This is a genomic window from Micromonospora sp. LOL_024, assembly GCF_048060415.1.
Lineage (GTDB): Bacteria > Actinomycetota > Actinomycetes > Mycobacteriales > Micromonosporaceae > Micromonospora.
This window is the reverse complement of the sequence record NZ_JBHMIS010000033.1, coordinates 16,259-33,790: the sequence shown is the minus strand read 5'-3', so window position 1 is coordinate 33,790 and position 17,532 is coordinate 16,259. Positions and strand designations below refer to the sequence as shown.

Here is a 17,532-nt window from a genome sequence, read left to right as displayed (position 1 = left end):
CCGGGCTACCGTCGTCAGAGGAGACGCCGTGGGCATCCTGCTCGCCCGGCTGACCAGCCGGGCCACCCAGCGTCACATCGAACACCTACGACCCGTCCCGGCGCGGGCAGCGCCGCCGCTGGTCCGCCAGGTCTACCGCCAGCTCGCCCGCGAGTTCGGCCTGCTCGCCCCGCCGATCACGCTGCACGCCGCCGCGCCACCGGTCCTCGGCGCCTGCTGGTTGCTGCTGCGCGAGGCCCTGCTCTCCGACGGCCCCGTCGGCCGGGACACCAAGGAGGCGGTCGCCGCCGCGGTCTCCCTGGCCAACCGCTGCCCGTACTGCGTCCAGGTGCACGGCAGTGCTCTGCGCGGAATGCTGCGCGGACCGGACTCCGCCGCGGTGGCCGACGACCGGATCACCGAGATAGCCGAGCCTCGGCTACGCGAGATCGCAACGTTCTTCCGGTACGGCGGTGGCGGCCCGCCCGTGGTCACGGCCCGGCTGGACGCCACCGAGCTGGCCCACCTGGTCGGCGTGGCGGTTCTCTTCCACTACCTCAACCGCATGGTGAACGTCTTCGTCGCGCCCTCGCCGATGCCGGACCTACCGTCCCCGGCGACCGGCGTGGTCCGCTGGCTGGCCGGCATCATGATGGGCCGGCTGGCCCGCCGTGGCGGTGTCGCGGGGCGGCAGCTCGACCTGCTCCCGCCGACGTCCCCGCCGTCCGACCTCAACTGGGCGCGGCCGGACGCCACCCTGCACACCGCCTTCGCCCGGGCCTACGCGACCATCGACGGTGCCGCCGAGCCGGCGGTTCCGCCGTCCGTCCGTCGGTTGCTGCCCGAACTGCTGGCCGGGCAGCGGACGCTCATCGACCCCGGTGAGGTGGCGGCGGCGCTGGACGGGCTTCCGGTGCGGGACCGCAGCGCCGGGCGGCTCGCGCTGACCATCGCGTTCTTCTCGTACCGGGTCACCGACTCGATGGTGGCGAGCTACCGGCGGCACGACCCGGCCGACCGCCGCCTGCTGGAGCTCACCGCCTGGGCCAGCCTCACCGCGGCCCGGACGGCCGGCCCACGGCTCTGCTCGGCATGGCAGGACGCGACGTCGGCCTGAGCCGGCGTAAAATCCGGCCGCCGTGGTCAGCCGCCCACGGCCGACACCGACGTGGGCGGCCCGGCTCCCGGGCCGCTCACGTCGGTGTCGGGCTGGACTCACACGACATGCACGTGTGGCACGTAGAGGATCCAGCGTCCACCCTGGGCCACGAAGTGAGGCTCCTTGGCCACGATCTCCTCGGCGTGGTTCCAGGCGAAGAGCAGAGCGTAGTCGGGGTACGGATCCGCGAACGCCGCGTGCGGGCGCACCGGGATGTGCATCCCCGGTGACAGCCGGCCCTGTTTCTCCGGGGTGGTGTCGCAGATGAACGGCACCAGGTCGGGACCGATGCCGCAGAAGTTGGTGACGGTTGCGCTCTTGGATGTGGCGCCGTAACCGACCACCCGTCGCCCGGCGTCACGCAGGTCGGTCAGCAGCGCGACCAGGTCTGCGCCGGTGCGTTCGATCTGCCGGGCGAACCGCAGGTACGTGTCGTACTCGCCGATGGCGTGCCGGGCCTCGTCGTCGATCATGCGGGCCGCACCGTCGCGGCGAGGGCGGGCTCCGGGCCGCGCGACGGTAAAGCGCAGCGAGCCGCCGTGGATCGGGATCCGTTCCACGTCGACCAACTCGAAGCCGAATCGGGCCACCATCGCGTCCACCGCGCGCACCGAGAACAGGTAGAAGTGCTCGTCGTAGATCTGGTCGAAGTACGCGTACTCCACGATGTCGGCGACGTACCGGTCCTCGAACACGAAGATCCCGTCCGGTGTGAGAAGCCGGTCAACCCCCCGGAACACCGTGCCGATGTCGGCGACATGGCTGATGGTGTTGGCCGAGAAAACCACCTTGGCCGGCCCCCGCTCGGCGCGGATCGCAGCGGCGGAGGTTTCGTCGAAGAAGCCGACCCGAACGTCGGCGCCCCGGGCGGTGGCCGTCCGCGCGGCACCGGCCGACGGGTCCACGCCGAGGTGCCGCACACCCGCCGCGCCGAATACGCCGAGCATCGCGCCATCGTTGCAGCCGACCTCGACGACCAAGTCGGCGCGATCGGTGAGTTCTGTGTCGCGCAGCCAGCCGGCCACCGCCTCGAAGTGCCGGCGCAGGCCGTCCGAGGTGGACGAGCGATAGGGATAGTCGGCACGGAACATTCGGTCGGTCGGCATCGCCTCCAGCTGCTGGACCATGGTGCAGTCGGCACAGATGCCGACCGCCAGCCGGAAGAACCGCTCCGCGCCGGTCTCGTCCGGCCGGGGAAAGGCGTTGGAGGCCGGTTGCCGGCCAAGGTCCATCCATTCGCGCACCGGGCCGGCACAGAGCCGGCAGGTTGGGGCGACTGACACCAGCTCGGGGCCATTCACGTCGTCGTACTCCTTCCGCCGACCGTCATCGTCGCCAGTACCGCCCGGCCGGCGCACATCCGAGATTGCTCGTCCCGGGCCGCCCCCGGGTGGCCGCATCACGGGTTGGTGCCGGCCGAGTTGGTGGGCAAGCAAGGAGATGCCGCTCCCGGCGATCGGCGACAGGATCTGTGGCATCGGGAGAAACGAACCCAGCGCGGCCCAGCTCACCGTTCACCGGCTGCCGGCGGCTGGCGGCTGGCGGCTGGCGATCCCGAGCACCCTCCCGGTCCGACGCTGCGGCAACAGCGTCGGACCGGGAGTTGATCTTTGCGACGAGGGTGAGGGAACACGCATGTCCAATGCCACACCGCGGGTGTGCCCGGCGGATCCACCGCGCCGGGCGCGGACCGAATCCGGGCGCACCACAGGCCGGACGGGAGGAGCGGCGTGACCGAACCAGCCGTGGTCGCGGTCGTCGGCATGGGCTACGTCGGATCGTGCGTCGCGGCCACCCTCGCCGATCGCGGCCTGTCCGTCGTCGGTGTGGACACCGACGACGCCCTGGTGGACCAGCTCAACCGGGGCGCCACACCGCTGAAGGAACCAGGCCTGACCAAGCTGATCGCCACCGAGGTCGACAGTGGCAGGCTGCGCGCGACCACAGCCGAGTGGGCCTGTGCCAGCGCCGACGTCGTGCTACTCACCATCGCCACCCCAGTCCGGCAAGACGGGTCACTGGCCGACGAACACCTCCGGGCGGCCTGTACGGCGTTGTCCGCGAACCTGCGCTCCGGGCAACTGGTGATTCTCAAGAGCACGGTGCCGCCCGGCACCACCCGGGACGTCGTCCGCCCGCTGCTGGAGGCGGGCGGCCTCCGGACCGGTACTGATTTCGCGCTGGCCTACGCGCCGGAACGGCTCGCCGAGGGTACGGCGCTGCACGACCTGCGTACGCTGCCGGTGGTCGTCGGAGGCTTCGACCCGTACAGCACACGGCTCGCCGCGGACTTCCTGCACAGCTCGCTCGGCACACCGACACTGCCACAGCAGTCACTGGAGGCAGCGGAGATCGTCAAGCTGGCCGACAACTGGTGGATCGACCTCAACATCGCCCTGGCCAACGAGCTGGCGATGTTCTGTGACCTGTACGGGGTCGACGTGCTGGACGTGATCACCGCCGCGAACGCGATCCCCAAGGGCGACGGCCACGTCAACATCTTGCGGCCGAGCGTCGGCGTCGGCGGTTCCTGCCTGACCAAGGACCCCTGGATGGTGTGGCAGTCCGCCCGCCGGCACGGGCTGGAAATCACCACCGCGCCGACCGGCCGCGAGGTCAACCAGCGGATGCCCGGCTACACGGCCCGGCTGATCCTCGACGACCTGGCCACCCGTGGTGTGCCCCCGGCCGAGGCGACGGTGGCCGTGCTCGGTCTGGCCTTCAAGAACGACACCGGCGACCTGCGGGCGACCCCGACCGAGCCGGTGGTGGCGGCGCTGCGCGCGACCGGCGTCCGGGTGCGGGTGCACGATCCACTTGTCGATCCGGTACGCGCCCACCAGACCTTCGGTCTGCCGGTCACCGACACCGTCGAGGAGGCGGTGCGGGGGGCCCACTGTGTCGCTCTGCTGGCCATGCACCGCCAATTCCAGGCCGTCGACTTCGCCCGGCTGCCGGTTGCCGAGTCCTGCCTGGTCCTCGACGGACGCGCATACCTGTCCAAGGAGAAGATCGCCACACTGGAACGCCTGGGCTACACCTACCGTGGGATCGGGCGGTGAGCAGCCCCCGCGTGGTCGTCACCGGCGGCCACGGGTTCGTCGGCAGCCACCTCGCCGACCGCCTTGTCATGGCCGGCGCGGAGGTGACCGTGCTCGACAGCGGCGACCCACCGCCGCACCTCAACCTGCTGCGCCAACACGCCCGGCACGTACGCGGTGACGTACGGGACCCGGACCGGCTGGCAAAGGTGATCACGCGGGGGGTGCAGGTGGTCTACCATCTGGCCGCGGCCGTGGGCGTCGACACGTACCTGGACCGCCCGTTGGAGGTCATCGACGTCAACTTCGTCGGGACACAACGGGTACTGGAGCGCGCCAACGAGGTCGACGCGCGGGTGGTCGTCGCCAGCACCAGCGAGATCTTCGGCAAGAACCCGGCGGTGCCCTGGCGTGAGGACGCCGACCGGGTGCTCGGCCCCACCAGTGCCCAGCGGTGGAGCTACTCCACCAGCAAGGCCCTCGCCGAGCACCTCACCTTCGGGTTCGTGCAGCAGCACGGCCTCGCCGCCGGCGTGGTCCGCTACTTCAACGTCTACGGCCCCCGCCAGCGGCCGGCGTACGTGATCAGCCGCAGCGTGCACCGCGTGTTGAACGGCCGTCCCCCGATCGTGTACGACGACGGCCACCAGACGCGCAGCTTCACCTACGTGACCGACGCGGTCGAGGGCACCATCCTCGCCGGGGCCAGCGCGCAGACCATCGGCAAGGCCGTCAACATCGGCCACACCCGCGAGACCACCATCGCCGACGCGGTCGCCCTGGTCACCGCCGTGTCCGGAACCGGTGACGGCGCGGTCGCGGTGGACACCGCCGAGCGGCTCGGCGCGAGCTACCAGGACCTGCCCCGGCGAATCCCCGACGCCAGCCGCGCCCGGCTGCTGCTCGGATGGAGCGCGCGGACCGGCCTCCAGGAAGGGCTGGACCGCACGGTGTCGTGGGCAAGAGCCAACCCGTGGTGGTTGGCCCTGCCGGACAGCGGTGCCGGCCGATGAGCCCGGGAACCCGGCCGCTGACCGGAGACGAGTACGTCGAGACGCTCCGCGACGGCCGGTCGGTCTACCTGTACGGCGAGCGGATCCGGGATGTAACCCGCCACCCCGCCTTCCACAACCCGATCCGGATGACCGCCCGGCTGTACGACGCGCTGCACTCCGACGAGCACCGATCGGTACTCACCACTGCCTGCGACGCCCCCGGCAGCCAGGGCTACACGCACCGGTTCTTCACCACCCCACGCAGCGCCGACGACCTGGTCGCCGCCGAGCGGGCCATCGCCACGTGGGCCCGGATGAGCTACGGCTGGCTGGGTCGCAGCCCCGACTACAAGGCCTCCTTCCTCGGCACGCTGGGCGCCAACGCCGACTTCTACCGGCCCTTCGCCGACAACGCGCGCCACTGGTACCGGCTGTCGCAGGAGCGGGTGCTCTACTGGAGCCACGCCATCGTGCACCCGCCGGTGGACCGCTCGCGCCGACCCGACCAGGTCGCGGACGTGTTCGTCCACGTGGAACGGGAGACCGACGCCGGCGTCGTGGTCAGTGGCGCGAAGGTGGTCGCGACCGGGGCCGCCCTGTCCCATCACACGTTCGTCGCCCACTACGGCCTTCCCGTGGCCCGGCGGGAGTTCGCCCTGGTCGCGGCCGTACCGACGGACGCGCCGGGGGTACGGCTGATCTGTCGTCCCTCGTACGCGGCCACCGCGAACGTGGTGGGCAGTCCGTTCGACTACCCGCTGTCGTCCCGTTTGGATGAGAACGACACGATCCTGGTGCTCGACAAGGTCCTCATCCCGTGGGAGAACGTCTTCATCTACGGTGACCTGGCCAAGGTCCAGACCTTCGCCGGCCGCTCCGGATTCACCGAACGGTTCACCTTCCACGGCTGCGTACGCCTCGCGGTGAAACTGGAGTTCCTGGCCGGCCTGCTGGCCAAGGCGCTGGAGACGACCGGCACCGCCGACTTCCGAGGCGTGCAGAGCCGGCTGGGTGAGGTGCTGGCGTGGCGCAACCTGTTCCAGGGGCTGGCCGGCGCCGCTGCCCGCGACCCGGTGCCCTGGCACGACGGCTCCGTCCTGCCCAATCCGCGGTACGGGGCGGCGTACCGGTGGTTCATGCAGGTGGGCTATCCGCGGGTACGGGAGATCGTGCTGCAGGACGTGGCCAGCGGCCTCATCTACGTCAACTCCGGCGTCGAGGACTTCGCGAATGCCGAGATCCGCCCGTACCTCGACCGGTATCTGCGCGGTTCGCAGGGCGTCGAGGCGGTCGAGCGGGTCAAGGTGATGAGGCTGCTGTGGGACGCCGTCGGGTCGGAGTTCGGCGGCCGGCACGAGCTGTACGAACGCAACTACGCCGGCAACCACGAGAACACCCGGGTCGAGCTGCTCTCGGCGGCGATCGCCGACGGTGACCTGGCCGGGTGCAAGGCTCTCGTCGACACGTGCCTGGCCGAGTACGACCTGACGGGCTGGCGGGTCCCCGATCTGTCCTCGTACGACGGTCCGCGCCCGCCGCGCTGAACCAGCGCGCTCGCCCGCGCGCCGAAACAGCGCTCAGTCGTCCACCAGGAGCGCGGCGGCCGCCGCGACGTCCCCGGCGTCGTGAGCGGCGACCGACCCGGCGGCTGCCGCCCACCCGATCCACCGCCATGTTGCCCTCGGTACGGCTCAGGCCCGGTACGGCACCGGTCAGCACCACCCGCATCGGGGTCCCGGCGAGCCGTCGCAGCAGCCCGCCTGCCGCGTCGGCCGGGGCGGATCCGGTTCCGGCGTCCGCCGGTAGCCCGGCAGCCGGCCCGACCAGGTTGACTCCGCGCACGGCCAGCCGGTCGATCAGCGGGGCCAGCTCCAGGATCGCCAGACCATCGATCTTCGGCTCGACGACGAGCGCGTCGGCCGGACGGCTGAGCATCCGCTCCAGCCGCCCGCCCAGCGCCGCAGCTGCTCCTCACCGAAGACGTTGTCCAGGCCGAGCATCGGCTCGCCGTGCTCGATCTCGCCGCCGGCCGCGACGACAGCTCGGTCGGCGAGTCCACCGACGTCGGCCGTCGGCCCGCCCGGTAACGGCGAACGTCATCGGGCGGGCCGAGGAGAGCGGCGACCCTCTACCGTCGGTTCCGGGCGTCCCCGGTAAGGCTCTCGAGGACCGACACGACGTCGTTCGGGCTGGGCATGGCCCGCCAGACATCATAGATCGCCTCGGCGCCCCGCCGGTAGGACGCATCGTCGAGCACGGTCCGGATCGCCTCGCGCAGCTCCGTCACCGACTGCGTCTGGTGGTTTAGCCGTACGCCCGCGCCACGGGAGACGACGTAGTTCGCCACCGGGGTCGCCTCCAGCTTTTTGGCCGGCATCACCCAGCGCACGGCAGGCCGCTGCTCGCGGGCGTCCAGCTCGCGGACGCCGTACTCGACACCGGAGCGGTAGATGCCGGTCTCGTCGGTCAGCTCCGCCGAGGTGTCCCCGTCGGTCAGCTCCACCGACGTGTCCTCCTCCATCCGCAGCATGATCGATTCGCGGGTGTCGCAGACGAGTTGTGGCACCCGGGCGGCGACGGCCGCCTGGAAGGTACCCAGACCACCATGGTGGATGACCGCCGCGCAGGTGGGCAGGATCAGATTGAGCGGCAGGTAGTCCAGCGTGCGCACGTTCGGCGGCGGGACGCGCCCGTCCAACTGCACGTCGTTGAGGGTGGCAACGACCTCGACGTCGAGGTCGGCCAGCGCCTCCAGCAGCATCGGGGTGCGATTCCAGTCGCCCCGGATGAAGCGTCGGTAGGACTCGCCCAGGGTCAGACAGATCCTCGGCCGCTCGGCCGGCTCCCGCAGCCAGTCCGGCACCGGTGCCGCGCCGTTGTACGGCACGTACCGCAGGGGCACCTTGCGGGTCCGGGTCGGCAGCTCCAGTCCGGGCGGCGCAGTGTCCAGCGTCCACTGCCCGACCAGCAGCTCGTCGTCGACCTCCACGCCGTACCGCTCGGCGAGCGGGCGGACCAGCGTGGCCAGCGGGTTCTCGTCGAGACCGGCCGCGGCGAGGGCCTGCCGGCCGGCGGCGAGACGGTCGAGGCTCCAGCCCGACGGGTCGTATGCGAACACGAGGCGGGCGTGTGCCGCACCGCTCACCCGGGCCGCGACGGCGCCGGCCGCCTGGGTGAGATCCCAGATCACCAGATCCGGCCGCCAGGCGCGGGCGAAATCGATGAGGGCGTCTGCCTCCGGACGGTCCGGGCGCAGGTAGTCCGCGGTCGGGGTCATCAGGTACTGGAAAAAGAGGTACCAGTACTCGCGCTCCTCCACGTGGAGGCCGAGCGCATCGGCGTACCGTTCTGCCTCCACGTGCCCCCTCGGCTCCAGCGGGTCGTCGCTGACCCGGGCGGCCCAGACGGCGTCACCCAGCGGCACCGGGGTCAGCCCGGTGGCGGCGATCTCGTCGGCGAAGGCAGCCGGGGAAGCCAGCCGCACCTCGTGGCCGGCGCTCTGCAGCGCCCAGGCCGTGGGCACCATCGGGTACAGGTGGGCGATCGACGGGTCGATGGCGAACAGGACGCGCATGTCTCTCCCTCGCTAACGGTCGGGTCAGAACGTGGGAACGGGGGACGGTTCGGTGCCGGGACGGCCCGCTGGTCGGCGTACGCCGACCAGCAGGGGCCGGCCAGCGAGGCCGGTGGGTAGGAAGTCGGCGGCGCAACCCGCCGCCGCCAGCGCGTTCAGATGCTCGCGCCGGCCGAACGCGCGCAGCGTCCGGACATCGGCGGTGTGCCGGACGCCGTCGCCCTCGGCGAGCAGGATGTGCCGTTCGACGCGGTGGGCGCCGTCGCGGGGCACGCCCCGCGAGACCCGCACGACGGTGCGGCCGTCGTCGCCACGGCTCAACCCATCGCCGGCCGTGCGGCGGACCGCCACGTCGGGCATCCAGAACGGGGCGAGCAGCAGAAGCCCTCCGGGGTCCAGCAGCCCGGCCAGCGTCCGCAGCACCTCGCGGTAGCCGACCAGCGGGAGCTCGGCCAGCCCGTCGTGCAGGCAGGCGACCACGTCGTAGCGGCGGCCCAGGTCGAGCCCGGTAAGGCCCGCCTGGTGGATCGTGGTGCCGGGCGTCGCCAGCCGGGCGACGACCGCCGTCTCGTCGTCGGAAGCGACGCCCTCGACGAGGGGCAAGTGCTGGCCCAGCGCCCGCAACCGTTCGCCCGCGCCGCACCCCACCTCGATCAGCGAGCCGACCCGCGGGTGCCGGGCCCGGATGATGCGCATCATGGTCAGGACCTCGGCCACGGGGTCGCGGCTGTCGTCGGCGTAGAGCAGGTCGTGGTACGTGGACTCCGCCTCCACGGGCATCGTCACCTCCGGTCGTTTCGGCCCGTACGGCCGCGGCGAGCCGCGGTCGTACCGGCGCATGATGGTCTCGCCCGTCGGTGCGGGCATGATCGGCGCCGCCGTTTAGGCGGGCAGCGCGCGGTCCAGGGTGTCGCGGTAGTCGTCGATCAGGCCGGCCGCCGTGGCGGCGCGGAACTGGCTGCGTCGGTAGCCGATGCTGCCGACGATGCCGCCGGCGGCGTCGAACTCGACCGCCCAGAGCGCGCCGTCCGGGATCTGCGAGCCGAACTCCTGCGAGCGCAGTCGCCGCCGCATGGCACGGTAGGTCAAGTCGCCGATGCGCTCGTCGATGGTCATGAACGGGGACTGGACCAGTTGGAACACGCAGGACGCGTGTTGCTCGCCGGCCGCCGCACCCATCAGTGCGGGCGCCACGGTCAGCAGGTCGACGAAGGGGATCTCGTGGCGGTAGGCCGCCACGCAGGTGGCCCTGACCCGGTCCACGAGGTCGACGAAGCGGTCGCCCGGCGGCGTGGCGACCCGTAGCGGCAGCAGGTTGAAGAACGAGCCGACCATGTCGAGCGTCCACGCCGGGCGGCGTCCCGGGGTGAAGGTCGGCATCACCACCTCGTCGAGCCCGGTGGCGTCGGCGAGCTGCCGCACGTACGCCGCCGCCAACACCATGAAGGGGGTGCAGCGCCGGTCGGCCGCGTATGCCTGCACCCGGCGGCGCAGGTTGTCGTCGTACCGGAAGCGGTGCCACGCGCTGCCGTCGGCCTGGTTCCGCCCGCGCGGCCAGTCCAACGGGATCGGTGTGACCACCGCCCCGGCCAGGTGGTCGCGCCAGTACCGGCGGGTAGCGATGACGGCCGGAGCGTCGGCCGCCTGCCGCTGCCACCGCACGTAGTCCTGGTACTGGCGCACCTCGGGCAGTTCGGGAGAGCGGCCGACACGTCGGGCCCGGTAGCAGAGCGCCAGGTCGCGCAGTACCACGTGGATCGACCAGCCGTCGACGCCGGTGTGGTGGGCGGCGAGCACGAGCACGGCGTCGTCACGGTCGAACCGCCCCAGGTACGCCCGCAGGCTCGGGCACTGTTCCATCGGTACCGGTCGGGACTCCACCTCGTTGAGCAGGAACTCCGCGCCCCGTTCCCGGTCCGTGCCGGTGTCCGGCAGTGCCTCGACGTCCAGGTTTGGCTCCCTGGGTGGGCGGACCAGCTGGTGCGGGTCACCGGGATCCCGGACGATCGACGTCCGCAGCGACTCGTGCCGCGCGACCACGTCGGCCAGGGCGGTCCGCAGCACCGCGACTTCGAGCGGCCCGGTGATCCGCCACCCGCCGACGATGGTGTAGCACGGGCCGAACGGCCCCGACTCGTCGCCGCTGTCGACCATGCGGAGAAACTCCTGTTGCCGGGAGAGCGCGAACCGCCGCGCCGGCCCGGACAGCGGCTCCGGTCGCTGCGCACTGGTGGTCGGAACATTCGCCGGAAGGGTCCACAACGACGGCGGCGGGCCGGGCTCATCCCGCCTCATGCTCCGCTCCCGGCGGTGTTGGCGCGCCGACCGTCGTCGGGCGCGGGCCGGCGCCACCGCATCCCGTCGGCTGACGGAACCAGCCCATCCGGGCGGATCGGGCGTTGGTCGTCCACACTGCCGCCCAGCGCCGCCTGGGTCTGCATCCGGACCCCCTCCTTGAGGACGTCCTTGAGTAGTGCGGCGCCCAGCAGGTCGCGGTCCTCCCCGGGCACGCCGACGGGGCTTTGCACGACGTCGGTCAGCTCCTGGAACGCCTCCTTGCGCCCCCGCAGGTAGGCGTCGGGGTCGAGCAGCGCGCCCTCGCCCGAGCCTCCGCCGCCGACGAGCCGCACGAAGGCCTGCACCGCGCTGGCGACACCGTCGTCGTTGAGACGCTTGGCGGCCCAGAAGTACGACTCCTCGTCCTGATGTGTGTCGTAGAAGGCGACGAGGAAGTCGTGGAACAGGGCGTACTCGCGGCGGTAGCGTGCCTCGAACTCCTCAAGGGCGTTCGGCTCGTCCAACTCCCCGACCAGACAACTGTTGATCGAGCGGGCGGCGAGCAAGGCGCTGAACGTGGCCAGGTGCACGCCGGAGGAGAAGACCGGGTCGATGAAGCAGGCCGCGTCGCCGACCAGCAGCATGCCGGGTCGGGTGAAGGTGTCGTGGATGTACGAGTAGTCCTTGCGTACGCGCACCTCCCCGTAGGGTCCGTCGGTCACCCGGGTCGCCTCGGCCAAGTACTCGGCGATCAGCGGGCACTCGCTGACGAGCTGGCGCAGCACGGTCTCCCGGTCGCCCTCCCGGACGCGGTCCAGCGCGTCGGGGCGCAGAACGGCGCCGACACTGGTGAGGGTGTCGCTGAGCGGGATGTACCAGAACCAGCCGCTGGGAAAGGCGACGGCGAGGATGTTGCCGCTGTTGGGCTCGGGGAGTCGCCTTCCGCCCTCGAAGTAGCCGAACAGAGCGAGGTTGCGGAAAAAGTCCGAGTAGTGCCGTGCGCCCCCGATCCGGTGGTGGATGCGGCTGCGGTGACCGGAGGCGTCCACCACGTACCGGCTGCGCACTTCCCGGCGTCGGCCGTCCTCGTCGTCGAAGCGGACGCCGCACACCCGCTCCCCCTGCTCCAACACGTCCACCACCGCGCACCGCTCGCGCACCGTCACACCCTTGCGCCGAGCGTTGTCGAGCAGGATCTGGTCGAACTTCATCCGCTCGACCTGGTAGGCGGTCGCGCCGTCGCTGGCGAAGCGGGGTGAGATCGCGAAGGCGAACGTCCACGGCTCCGGGTTGCGGCCCCAGCGGAACGTGCCGCCCCGCTTGACGGGGAAGCCCGCGCGGACCAGTTCGTCCGCCACGCCGGTCAACCGGCACACGCCATGGATGGTCGATGGCAGCAGCGACTCCCCGATCTGGTATCGGGGAAAGGTCTCTCTCTCCAGCAGCAGGACCCGGTGCCCCTGCATCGCCACCAGGGTGGCGGCCGTCGAGCCGGCCGGTCCACCGCCGACCACGACCAGGTCGTAGTCGAATTCGTCGTCGGTCACGTCATGTCCCCCAGGACTGCTCTGATTGGTACGGCTCACCGCAGGACCACCTGGGCGCGCAGCACGGCGTCGAGCAGTTCGCCACGGCTCAGCGCGGTCGCCACGGCGACGAGGTCGTCGGCCATGTAGCGGTCTTCGCGAAGGGTGGGTGCGAGGGAGCGGGTGAGCTCGTAGGCGGCCCGGCCGGCCGGGCCCAGCCCCTCGACGCGGTCGGCCACGTCGACCGCCTGGGCGGAAGCCAGCAACTCCACCGCCAGGATGGTGTCGTTGTTCGTCAGGACCCGGCGGGCGTTGCGGGCGCTGATCAGGCCCATGCTCACGATGTCCTGATTGTCGCCGTTGGAGGGGATGCTGTGGATGCTGGCCGGGCCGATCGTGCGGTTCTCCGCGACGAGCGCCGTGGCCGGGTACTGTGCGCCGGCGAAGCCGCTGTTGAGCCCCGGTTCGCCGAGCACCAGGAACTCCGGCAGGCCGTAGCTGAGATGCCGGTTGAGCAGCCGGTTCGTCCGCCGCTCGGAGAGCACTCCGAGCTGGGTCAGTGCGATGGTCACGTAGTCCATCACGAAGGCGACCGGTTGGCCGTGGAAGTTCGCCCCGTGGAAGACCTCTCCGCTGCCGAAGAAGAGCGGGTTGTCGTTGGCCGAGTTGAGCTCGACCTCGATGGTCGCGCGGGCGTGGCTCAGAGTGTCCCGGACCGCGCCCAGCACCTGCGGGACCGCCCGCAGCGAGTACGCCTTCTGAAGGTAGATGTCGGTGCGCTGGACCGCCTGTTCGTGCTGCCACTCCTCGGCGACCTGCTGCCGCAGGGCGGCGTGGGTGACAGTGAGCGTGCTGCCGTCGAGGAGGGCCCGCATGTTCGCCGCGGAGTCGATCTGGCCCGGGTGCGGACGGGCCAGATCGTGCCCCTCGGCGAGGAACGGACCGGTCGAACCCCGGAGAGTCTCGATCACCAGTGCGGCCACGATCTCGGCCTGGCGGACCTGTTCGGCCGCCCGGCCGAGCACCAGGGCACCGAGCCCGGTCATCGCGGAGGTCCCGTTGATCAGTGCGAGACCTTCCTTGAAGCGCAGCTTCAGGGGCTCGATGCCGTACTCCCACAGCACCCCGGCGGTCGGCACCCGCTGGCCGTCGCGCAGCACGTAGCCCTCACCGAGCAGTGTGCTCGCGATGTGTGACAGCGGCGCCAGGTCACCGCTGGCGCCCAGCGAGCCGATCTCGGGGATCGCCGGGATGATGCCGAGGTTCAGGTACATCTCCAGCCGCGTGATCAGTTCCGAACGGACGGCGGAGTAGCCCTTGGCCAGGGCGTTGAGCCGGGCGGTCAGGATCGCGCGGGCCTCCACCTCGGAGAAGTGCGGCCCCACTCCAGCGCTGTGGCTGCGGATCAGGTTCGTCTGGAGCTCCACCTCCTTGGGGTGGTCCACCAGCATGTAGATCATTTCGCCGTACCCGGTGGTCACGCCGTACACCGGCACGCCCTGCCGGACGATGTCCTCGAACCGCTGCCGGCTAGCCACCGCGCGGGCCAACGACTCCGCCGGCACCACGCAGGGCCTACCCCGTTCGGCCACCTGCCGGACGCCGTCGACCGTGAGTCCGGCACCGTCGAGGACCACCGGCGTCGCGCCGCTGTCTATGTCAGCCATGCTCGTCTTCCGTTCGTCGTGGGCGGCCGGAGGACCCGGCCCGTCCCGGGGCGTCGGCTAGGGTGCGGGGATCGGGCAGCCGGGCCCGGTCGACCTTGCCGGCGGGGTTGCGGGGGATCCGGTCGAGCGAAACGAAGGAGGTGCGGTGACGCACCGGCCCCTGGTGTCGGCGCAGCAACGCGCGCAACTCCCGCACCACCACCGACGGCTCCGCGTCTGCGCGCAGGACCACGAAGGCCACCAGCCGGCTCACCAGGCTGTCCGGGTCGGTCACCGGCGACACTGCACAGTCGGCGACCAGTGGATGCTCCGCCAGCCCGGCCTCCACCGCCGCGAGTTCGAGCCGGTAACCGGCGAGTTTGACCTGGTGGTCCCGACGGCCGAGGTACTCCAGCTCGCCGTCGAAACGGCGGCGACCGAGGTCACCGGTGCGGTAGCAGCCGGCCGCCGGGTCGGCGGTCGGGGGCAGGCCCGGCAGCGCCCGGAACGGCGCGTCGTCGGTGCCGGCTGCGGTTGGCAGGTAGGCCGGGCCGGCGTAACGGCTACGGACCAAGATCTCGCCGGGCATCCCGGCCGGGCAGTGCCGGCCCCGCCCGTCGACGATCAGGACCTGCCGGCCGGGTATCGACCGGCCGATCGGGACGCGTTCACCGCGGACCGGTGCCACGATCTCGTACACGCTGGCCGCGACCGTCTCGGTCGGGCCGTACAGGTTCCACAACCGGACGCCGGTGAGCGCCTGGCGCAGTCGGTTCGCCAGCCTCACCGTGAGGGCCTCGCCCATCAGGAACAGGTGAGCCAAACGGGCTGGAACGCTGCCGTCGCGCTCGATCACCCCGACCACTTCGCGGGCGAAGCTGGGCACGATCTGCACCATCGTGATGCCCTCACGGTCCAGCCAGCGGACGAAGCGCTCCGGGTGCACGCGTACCCGCTGCGGCACCGGGACCAGGGTCGCGCCGCAGGTGAGCGCCGCGAAAACCTCGCACAGCGCCGGGTCATGCGTGACGGCGGCCCACTGCGCGACGCGGGCTCCCGGTCGCAGTTGCGCGGTGCGCGCCAACCAGAGGGCGAACTGCGCCAGGGCCGCATGAGTCTGCACCACCCCCTTCGGCCTTCCGGTCGACCCGGCGGTGAACGACACGTAGGCCGCCGTCGTCGGCGCGGCCGGGGCTGGGGTGCGCGGTGCGGCGGGCGAGAGCGGCGCGGAACCGGTCACGAGCACCGGCCCACCTCGGACGATGCGGAACCACTCGGCCAGCGGCTCGCCGGTCTCGCCGTCGCCGATCAGCAGGACGGCAGGGCACAGGTCGACCAGGAGCGCCCGGGCCTGCTCCCCCGCGCCGGTCGGGTCCAGCCAGGTGACGTGGCCGCCGGCGTGCAGCACGGCCAGGGACGCCCGCACCAGTGCCGGCCCCATCGGCAGGCGCAGCGCCACCGCGTGTCCGGTGACCGAAACCTGGGCGTTCAGCCAGGCCGCCAGGGCGGACACCTCGGCGGCCAGCTCCGCGTACGTCAAGTTGCCCGTCTCGTCCCGGACGGCCACCGCGTCCGGGAAGCGCCTCGCGCATTGGTGGACCAGCTCGGTCACCGGCCGGGGCGTCGGCACCACCGTGGCGTCGGCGGCCCGGACCATCGCGGCCTGCTGCGCCGCGTCCTCCAGCGGAAGGTCTGCGAGGGGAAGGTCCGGGTCGCGCAGCGCCACGGTCAGCAGGGTGCGGAGCTGCCCGAGGACACCCTCGATCCACCGGCGGCCGATCCGGTCGGCGGGGGACGCGACCGTGCCGGTGAGTGTCCTGCTGGTCGAGCCGACGGTGAGCAGCAGGTCGACGGGGAGCGCCCGGACCGGGGACGGTAACGCCAGGACCGCGGTGCCGGCCAGTCGCAGCGGGGCCGGCACCGCGACGGCGAGCACGGTGGCGCACGGGGTGCCGCCGTGCTCCGGGCCGTCGGCGCGGACCCGCCAGCGGACAGACGACGGGCGGAGCCGACGGGCGTCGTGCCGGCGGCGCGCCATCTGCCGCAGGTACGCCCGGAAGGTCCCCGCATCGCCGAACCGGCCGTCGACCGCCGACAGGGTGGTCAACGGGCCGACGAGCCGTTCCTGTCCCGGTTTCCTCAGGTCGTCCGCAACGGCGATGGTTACGCCGTCGTCCTCGCTGTGCCTGGCCAGCACGACGTGGCAGGCGGCCAGCAGCACCGTGTCGACGGTGCTGCCCTCCCGCAGGGCGAGGTCCCGGAGAGCCCGACCGAGGTCCGGCCCCCAGTCGAAGGCCACCTCGCCGGCGGAGGCGAGCGCGCCGGCCTCCAGTGCCGGGATGGGCGGGGGCGTGGCAGCGGGGACGGGCGTGATCCCGGCTGTCTCGGCGTACGCCGTCGAGAGATCGGCGGCCAGAACCGACATCGACGTGGGGTCTGCCACTGCCAGGTGAGCGCTGAGCACCACGCGGTGGTGCCGGGCGGTGACCGGGTACACGGTCAGCTGGGCAGGCGGTCCGGTGTCGAGGTCGTTGGAAGCGGTCGGGGCGGCGTCGTGCCCGTGGACCGCGAAGGAGTCGGGGTGCGCGGGGCCGACCGACGAGGCGGTGGTGGTGGTGCCCTCCGTTGTCCGCAGCGCCGCGTGCCCTTCCAGCACCAGGTGCCAGGCAGCCCGCAGGGCGTCGAGATCGAGCGGACCGTCGACCCAGTACGACCTGCACAGGGCGGGCCGGGCACCAGGACTAAGTCGGCCGAGCAGCCAGACCGCCTTCCGAACCTCGGCGGCGACCGGGTCCAGGTCGATGAGCGGCACCGGCTGCGGCGCGGGGACGTGGATCGTCACGCAGCAAGTCTCGGCAAGCGCCGGCGGAGGGGCATCTCTGGACGTGCGCGGCGGCGACCGCCCCAGGCCGGGTGGCCCAACGAATCGAAGCGATCTCCCGGAGTGCGCATTCGCAGAGATGCCCGCCACTGCCGGCGCTCCGCACGATGAGGACAGAGCCGAGCGCACGTGGAAGAGAGTGCCGATGAACGAGATTCCGGGGGCCACCCCGACCGCACTGGACACACCCGAGCTGCGTCGTCGGATCGGTGCCATCTGGCGGGACGTACTAGGTGTCCGAGACGATGCCCTGACCGACGCCACCTTTCTCGATCTGCAGGGGCAGTCGATCTCCGCAGTCCGAATCGCCGGACGGATCGAGGAGGAACTCGGTGTCGAGGTCGACGCCGCGGTCCTGTTCGAGGACCCGAACCTGGCGACCTTCGTGGACCTGGTCGTCGCTGGCACCCGGGGCGTTCACTAACCGACGACGGTCCGGCCGCCGGGCCGGGCG

The 17,532-nt window shown here is 71.9% G+C and carries 12 protein-coding genes; 5 read left to right on the top strand and 7 right to left on the bottom strand.

What is annotated here, in order from left to right:
- Window positions 1–28: 28 nt before the first annotated feature.
- Window positions 29–1,096, top strand: a complete 1,068-nt coding sequence (locus tag ACFHWY_RS23785) for a carboxymuconolactone decarboxylase family protein (RefSeq protein ID WP_416582469.1) — start codon at window positions 29–31, stop codon at window positions 1,094–1,096.
- 98 nt (window positions 1,097–1,194) lie between these two features.
- On the opposite strand, the gene ACFHWY_RS23780 is transcribed toward ACFHWY_RS23785, so the two are convergent.
- The gene (locus ACFHWY_RS23780) at window positions 1,195–2,439 is read right to left on the bottom strand and encodes a methyltransferase domain-containing protein (protein WP_416582468.1); all 1,245 of its coding nucleotides are present in this window, start codon (window positions 2,437–2,439) and stop codon (window positions 1,195–1,197) included.
- A gap of 429 nt (window positions 2,440–2,868) precedes the next feature.
- Here ACFHWY_RS23780 and ACFHWY_RS23775 point away from each other — a divergent pair, with 429 nt between their 5' ends.
- Genes ACFHWY_RS23775 through ACFHWY_RS23765 form a run of 3 tightly spaced genes read left to right on the top strand, consistent with a single transcriptional unit; the run spans window position 2,869 to window position 6,718 of the window.
- Window positions 2,869–4,200 carry a nucleotide sugar dehydrogenase gene (locus ACFHWY_RS23775; protein WP_416582467.1) on the top strand — a complete coding sequence of 444 codons (1,332 nt, stop codon included), beginning with the start codon at window positions 2,869–2,871 and terminating at the stop codon, window positions 4,198–4,200.
- Window positions 4,197–5,192 carry an NAD-dependent epimerase/dehydratase family protein gene (locus ACFHWY_RS23770; protein ID WP_416582466.1) on the top strand — a complete coding sequence of 332 codons (996 nt, stop codon included), beginning with the start codon at window positions 4,197–4,199 and terminating at the stop codon, window positions 5,190–5,192. Before ACFHWY_RS23775 ends, ACFHWY_RS23770 begins: the two co-directional genes overlap by 4 nt.
- Window positions 5,189–6,718, top strand: coding sequence for a 4-hydroxyphenylacetate 3-hydroxylase family protein (locus ACFHWY_RS23765; protein ID WP_416582465.1), 1,530 nt, complete (start codon window positions 5,189–5,191; stop codon window positions 6,716–6,718). The genes ACFHWY_RS23770 and ACFHWY_RS23765 overlap by 4 nt, the downstream gene beginning before the upstream one ends.
- A gap of 584 nt (window positions 6,719–7,302) precedes the next feature.
- Here ACFHWY_RS23765 and ACFHWY_RS23760 read toward each other — a convergent pair.
- The 6 genes from ACFHWY_RS23760 to ACFHWY_RS23735 are packed head-to-tail and all read right to left on the bottom strand — an operon-like array spanning window position 7,303 to window position 17,039.
- Entirely contained in the window at window positions 7,303–8,748 is a 1,446-nt protein-coding gene (locus ACFHWY_RS23760) for a nucleotide disphospho-sugar-binding domain-containing protein (RefSeq protein ID WP_416582464.1), read from the bottom strand.
- 24 nt (window positions 8,749–8,772) lie between these two features.
- A complete protein-coding gene (locus ACFHWY_RS23755) occupies window positions 8,773–9,615 on the bottom strand; it encodes a hypothetical protein (protein ID WP_416582463.1) in 843 nt (280 codons plus the stop codon).
- Window positions 9,616–9,630: 15 nt separating this feature from the next.
- Window positions 9,631–11,043 (bottom strand): condensation domain-containing protein, encoded by a 1,413-nt coding sequence (locus ACFHWY_RS23750; RefSeq protein ID WP_416582462.1) that lies wholly within the window; start codon window positions 11,041–11,043, stop codon window positions 9,631–9,633.
- On the bottom strand, window positions 11,040–12,572 hold the full coding sequence (locus tag ACFHWY_RS23745; protein ID WP_416582461.1) for a tryptophan 7-halogenase: 1,533 nt from the start codon (window positions 12,570–12,572) through the stop codon (window positions 11,040–11,042). The genes ACFHWY_RS23750 and ACFHWY_RS23745 overlap by 4 nt, the downstream gene beginning before the upstream one ends.
- 35 nt (window positions 12,573–12,607) lie before the next feature.
- The gene (cmdF, locus tag ACFHWY_RS23740) at window positions 12,608–14,218 is read right to left on the bottom strand and encodes a tyrosine 2,3-aminomutase (RefSeq protein ID WP_416582460.1); all 1,611 of its coding nucleotides are present in this window, start codon (window positions 14,216–14,218) and stop codon (window positions 12,608–12,610) included.
- Window positions 14,211–17,039: an AMP-binding protein gene (locus tag ACFHWY_RS23735; protein WP_416582459.1), complete on the bottom strand. Its 2,829-nt coding sequence runs from the start codon at window positions 17,037–17,039 to the stop codon at window positions 14,211–14,213. Before ACFHWY_RS23735 ends, cmdF begins: the two co-directional genes overlap by 8 nt.
- Before the next feature lie 184 nt (window positions 17,040–17,223).
- Here ACFHWY_RS23735 and ACFHWY_RS23730 point away from each other — a divergent pair, with 184 nt between their 5' ends.
- Window positions 17,224–17,502, top strand: coding sequence for a phosphopantetheine-binding protein (locus ACFHWY_RS23730; RefSeq protein WP_416582458.1), 279 nt, complete (start codon window positions 17,224–17,226; stop codon window positions 17,500–17,502).
- Window positions 17,503–17,532 lie beyond the last annotated feature (30 nt).

Coding starts and splice junctions, on each gene's coding strand:
- ACFHWY_RS23755 (WP_416582463.1), bottom strand. CDS start 9,615: ATGCCCGCACCGACGGGCGAGACCATCATGCGCCGGTACGACCGCGGC.
- ACFHWY_RS23765 (WP_416582465.1), top strand. CDS start 5,189: ATGAGCCCGGGAACCCGGCCGCTGACCGGAGACGAGTACGTCGAGACG.
- cmdF (WP_416582460.1), bottom strand. CDS start 14,218: ATGGCTGACATAGACAGCGGCGCGACGCCGGTGGTCCTCGACGGTGCC.
- ACFHWY_RS23760 (WP_416582464.1), bottom strand. CDS start 8,748: ATGCGCGTCCTGTTCGCCATCGACCCGTCGATCGCCCACCTGTACCCG.
- ACFHWY_RS23750 (WP_416582462.1), bottom strand. CDS start 11,043: ATGAGGCGGGATGAGCCCGGCCCGCCGCCGTCGTTGTGGACCCTTCCG.
- ACFHWY_RS23730 (WP_416582458.1), top strand. CDS start 17,224: ATGAACGAGATTCCGGGGGCCACCCCGACCGCACTGGACACACCCGAG.